The sequence below is a fragment of the candidate division WOR-3 bacterium genome (genome assembly GCA_016867815.1).
Lineage (GTDB): Bacteria > Hydrothermota > Tepidihabitantia > Tepidihabitantales > Tepidihabitantaceae > UBA2258.
In genome coordinates this window covers 1-4522 of record VGIR01000153.1, presented here as the reverse complement: position 1 = coordinate 4522, position 4522 = coordinate 1, and the positions used below count along the sequence as shown (strand labels likewise).

2 protein-coding genes are annotated in these 4522 nt (G+C 61.0%); both read left to right on the top strand.

Annotated elements, in window-relative coordinates; translation table 11 throughout:
* Positions 1–308 precede the first annotated feature (308 nt).
* Entirely contained in the window at positions 309–2906 is a 2598-nt protein-coding gene (locus tag FJY68_13580; protein MBM3332856.1) for a hypothetical protein, read from the top strand.
* A gap of 871 nt (positions 2907–3777) precedes the next feature.
* Positions 3778–4266, top strand: a complete 489-nt coding sequence (locus FJY68_13575; protein ID MBM3332855.1) for a four helix bundle protein — start codon at positions 3778–3780, stop codon at positions 4264–4266.
* The last annotated feature ends 256 nt before the right edge of the window (positions 4267–4522 follow it).

Here is a 4522-nt window from a genome sequence, read left to right as displayed (position 1 = left end):
GAAGTGGTTCTTGATCCCAGGAAGGCCCTGGAGTACGGGTTGGTGCACGAGATCCGACCGGTGCTCTTCCCCAAGGGTGTCGTCCCTTATGCCGTCAGCGAAACCGGGGATTCGGTGCCGCCGCCCGGCGGCGGAGAGCCGGCCTGGGGCGAAGGGGCTTAGCAGCGAAGCAGTTCCTAACGGTATTCTCTTCCAGGTCGCACGCACAACCTGCTACTTCGCAACCTCCTTCTGCCGTGGACGCCTCGAGCCGGTGTAGCGCCGCACGGCTTGACGGCCGGAACCGCCTTCCTTTGGGTCGGGATGACGTGTCACTTCAACTGATCCAAGGAGGGTGGACAGGGATTGTCATTCTGGCTGTAGTTCTGCTGTGTCCGGCAGCTAGCGCCCGGCTGCCAAGTTCGTGGTCGGTGCGTGGTATCGGCGGCGGTGGAGCCCTATACAATCCCGTGTTCAATCCGTCCAACTCCGCTGAGATGTATGCCGGCTGCGATATGGGCGAGCTGTTCCATTCGACTGATACCGGCCACACTTGGCAGATTGAGCACTTCGGCGCTATTCAGGGCGGGAACCACGTCGGCGTTCAGTTCACTTCGGACCCGCAGGTGCGGTACAGCGTGAACTACGAGAACGACGGCATGACGCCGGTGAAGACGTCGGATGGGGGCGTCTCGTGGTCCGCCCTGCCGGGTGACCCGACATATGGCTCATGCTGGGAGATGGCAGTGGACCCGAACACCACGACCAATCTGATCGTGGTTGACTACATGCGTCTCTACTACTCATCGAATGGTGGCGCGAGCTTTGCACTGAGGTACACGAGCACGATGTCGGGCGGAGCGTACATCGCAGGCGCGTTCTGGGACTTGCCGAACGTATACGTCGGCACCAATGCGGGTTTGCTGGTTTCTACCGACGGCGGAAGTACCTTCAACCTGCAGCCCTACACCGGTCTCCCTTCGGGCCAGGGGCTGCTTTCGTTTGCGGGGGCAAAGCAGGGCGGGAAGATCCGTTTCTTCGGCGTCGCAGCCGACACGGCGAACATCTACGTAGGCATCTGGGGTAGTGACTACTGGAACATCGCCAAGGGAATCTACACAACGAGTGGTCAAGTGGTTCAGCGGTCCAGTGGTCGAGTGCCGGACACTGGAATCATGGAATCCATGAGTCCTCGACCTTCTGCTTTCACCTGGACCCAGAAACAGAAAGGGATTCAGATCGGCACCGACTTCCCCTTTTTCGTGGCGATGGCGCGGAACGACACGAGCATTGCCTACATTGCCGGCAGCGGTTCTGCCGGTGCCCCCACAGTGTTCAAGACCACCACCACCGGGGACACGTGGACACAGACTTTCCTGGCTGCGTCCAATCAGAACATTTACACCGGCTGGTGCGGGTCCGGGGGAGACCGGGGCTGGGGCTATGCCGAGTGTGCGATGGGTTTCACGGTAGCTGCAGACAATCCGGACCTGCTTGCGTTCAGCGACTACGGTTTTGTGCACCTCTCAACTGATGGTGGGCAGAACTGGCGTCAGTGCTACGTGACCGATGCCACACAGAACCCGAAGGGCAGCAACATCGTGCCGGGCCGCTACTACGAGGGCGTAGGTCTCGAGAACACGTCCTGCTGGGACGTCCTCTGGCTGGATGAGGACAGCGTCTTCGTCGGGTTTTCTGACATCAATGGCATCCGGAGCACGGATGGAGGTACAAGGTGGGCCTTCATCCCGAACCTGACGCTGAACTCCGTATACCGCCTGGTCGAGCATCCCCAGACCGGCGTGCTCTACGCGGCCATCTCATCCGTGCATGACCTCTACCAGAGCACTTTCCTGACCGACGCGCGCATCGATGGCGGCAACGGCAACGTCAAGTTCTCGACCAACCGCGGCGCGAGCTGGAGCACGCTCCACAACTTCGCCAAACCCGTCATCTGGATTGAGCTCGACCCCAACCGGCCGAACCGCATGTACGCTGCCGTCGTGAATCACAGCAACGGCCAGGGCGGCATCTGGGTCACGAACGACCTTCAGAACGGCGCGAGCTCAAACTGGACCCAATGCACTGCGCCGCCGCGCACTGAGGGTCATCCATTCAACATCCGCGCGCTTCGTGACGGCACGCTGCTGGCCTCCTACTCGGGCCGGCGCGACGCCGGCGGAGCATTCACGGCCAGCTCCGGGGTGTTCTCCAGCACGGATTCGGGTCAGACCTGGCAGGACCGGTCTGACGCAGGTATGCGCTACTGGACAATGGACCTCGTGGTAGACCCGTACGACAACCTTCAAAACACGTGGTATGGCTGCGTTTTCAGCGGCTGGGGTGGCCCGCCGAACGACCTCGGAGGTCTCTACCGCACTACTAACCGCGGCTCCAACTGGACCCGCATCAACGATCTCGACCGTGTCGGCTCCTGCACGGTGAGCCCGCGGGACTCCAGCGAGATGTATCTGACCACCGAGGTAGACGGGCTCTGGTACAGTGAGAACCTGCGTTCCCCGAGCCCGACGTTCAGCCTCGTGGATGCCTACCCGTTCCGTCACCCGGAACGTGTATTCTACAGCCCGTACGATACATCTGCGCTGTGGGTCACGAGTTTCGGCGCGGGACTCAGGGTCGGTTCGACATCGGTGGGAATCGGCGGCCGGCACAGGGCCGGATATCGCCACGCCGGCGTGCTCGCCTTCCGGCAGGGCCGCGACATCGTCTTCGAATACCTTGTCCCCGGCAGTCGAGTCATGGTGCGCGACGTCACGGGTCGGTTGGTTCAGAAGAGCGGGCGGGTCATCTCGACCGCATGGCGGTGGAACGTCGATGCGGTGCCGAACGGCGTCTACTGCTACTCCGTCGCCAGCCCCGACGGCACCCACGAACTCGGCAAGACTGCAGTCCTCAAACCGAACTAGCGCGGAGTCCCTCCTCGCTTTTGGCCCGCTCTCCCTCTCCTCTGAGAGGAGAGGGTAGGGGTGAGGAGCATACTCGACCTCCTGGTGTCTTTGTGTCTTGGCGGTGAATTCCTTTCATGTCTCGACTGGCGCTGTCAAGAGAGTCCGCCAAGGTACCCGCCGGGCAGCTTGCTCAGCAGCTCTCCGAGCAGCTTGGGAAGCTGCTCTCCGAACTCTCCGGCAGACTGCTTTCCGGGCTGCTTCTAGGACGCCTCGTCGGGCATTCTGCCGAGCACTCCGCGGAACAGCAGTCCCCGCAGCTTCCCGGAGAGCTCGTCCAATTCCCCTCCGCATAGCCTTCCGAGCAGCCGACAGAACAGCAGTCCGGGTAGCTCTCCAGATTCCTCTCCGGATAGCCTGCGGAGCAGCTTCCCGAACTGCTTTCCGGGCAGCTTGGAGAATAGCCTCCGGAACAGCCCGGGGGGCGGGGTAGGGGAGATACACCAATGCCCAATAGCCAATTGCCAATGACCAACTTAGAACATTGCTCGGCTTCATCGGAGGAGGACATATAGGAAACTGGGCGTGAGCAACCCGCCTCGAATAGACCATCAGATTCCTTCCTCCCTCCGAGGGAGGCAGGGAAGTCGTTGCGACCGCTCCGGGAGCAAAACGCGCAGTCGCAAGAGGCCGGCAGTCATCGACCTATTCGCTGACATGGAACGCAAAGGTGGACTAAACTGAAGATCCCTGCAGCCGCATCGCCCGCTGTCGTCGGCTTGACTATGAAGGACCTGAACCTAGCATTCTTGCAGCCATGAGCGAGTCAGCGGTCGTGGACTAGGAGGTTGAACCTTGAATAGTTCAACCGTTGAACTCGGGAGGAGGAGTTCTGAATAGCTCAACAACTGAACACAAGAAGGTGCGCTACTTCGAGGATTTGGTCGTCTACCAGAAGGCGCGAGCCCTGGCGAATGAAGTGTACGCGCTCACGCGCAGCGCGGCCTTCGCGAAGGACCCAAGCTTGGCCGACCAGATACGCCGCGCCGCAGTGTCGGTCCTGTCCAATGTCGCCGAGGGTTTTGAGCGCGGGAGCAACACCGAATTCGTCCAGTTTCTCTACATCGCCAAAGGCTCGTGCGGCGAAGTCCGAGCTCAACTCTCAATAGCCTGCGACCAGGGATACCTGCCGGAGGCCGAGCACCGCAAGCTATCCGACCACTGCCGGCTGGTCAGCGGCATGCTCTCCGGTTTGATTGACTACCTGAAAGGCGCACGCTACCGCGGCGACAAGTTCCGTCAGCCCGAATCCGAAACAGTGGAAGACCGAATCCGCAAACTCCGCGCCGCCCAGCTTGCCAATCAAGGCAAGAACGAGTAGGTGGAGCAGTGAGTCTGTGACCACGGCCGCCCGAGCCCTTCGCGAGAATGAGGCAAGCCGTCATCGTCCTCTTCGCCGACGTGGAACGCAAAGGTGAACTCGACTGAAGGCTGTGGTTCGTCCGTGCCGCCTGTTGCCTCATATATGGATCTACTCCTACGCGCCCCGTTGCCTCAGAATAGATTTCTACTCCTAGCATCGGTCTTGTCCAGCTTGGCTTGGGTCCGCCACCGCGGCCTGCTCTGTGACTTCCTTG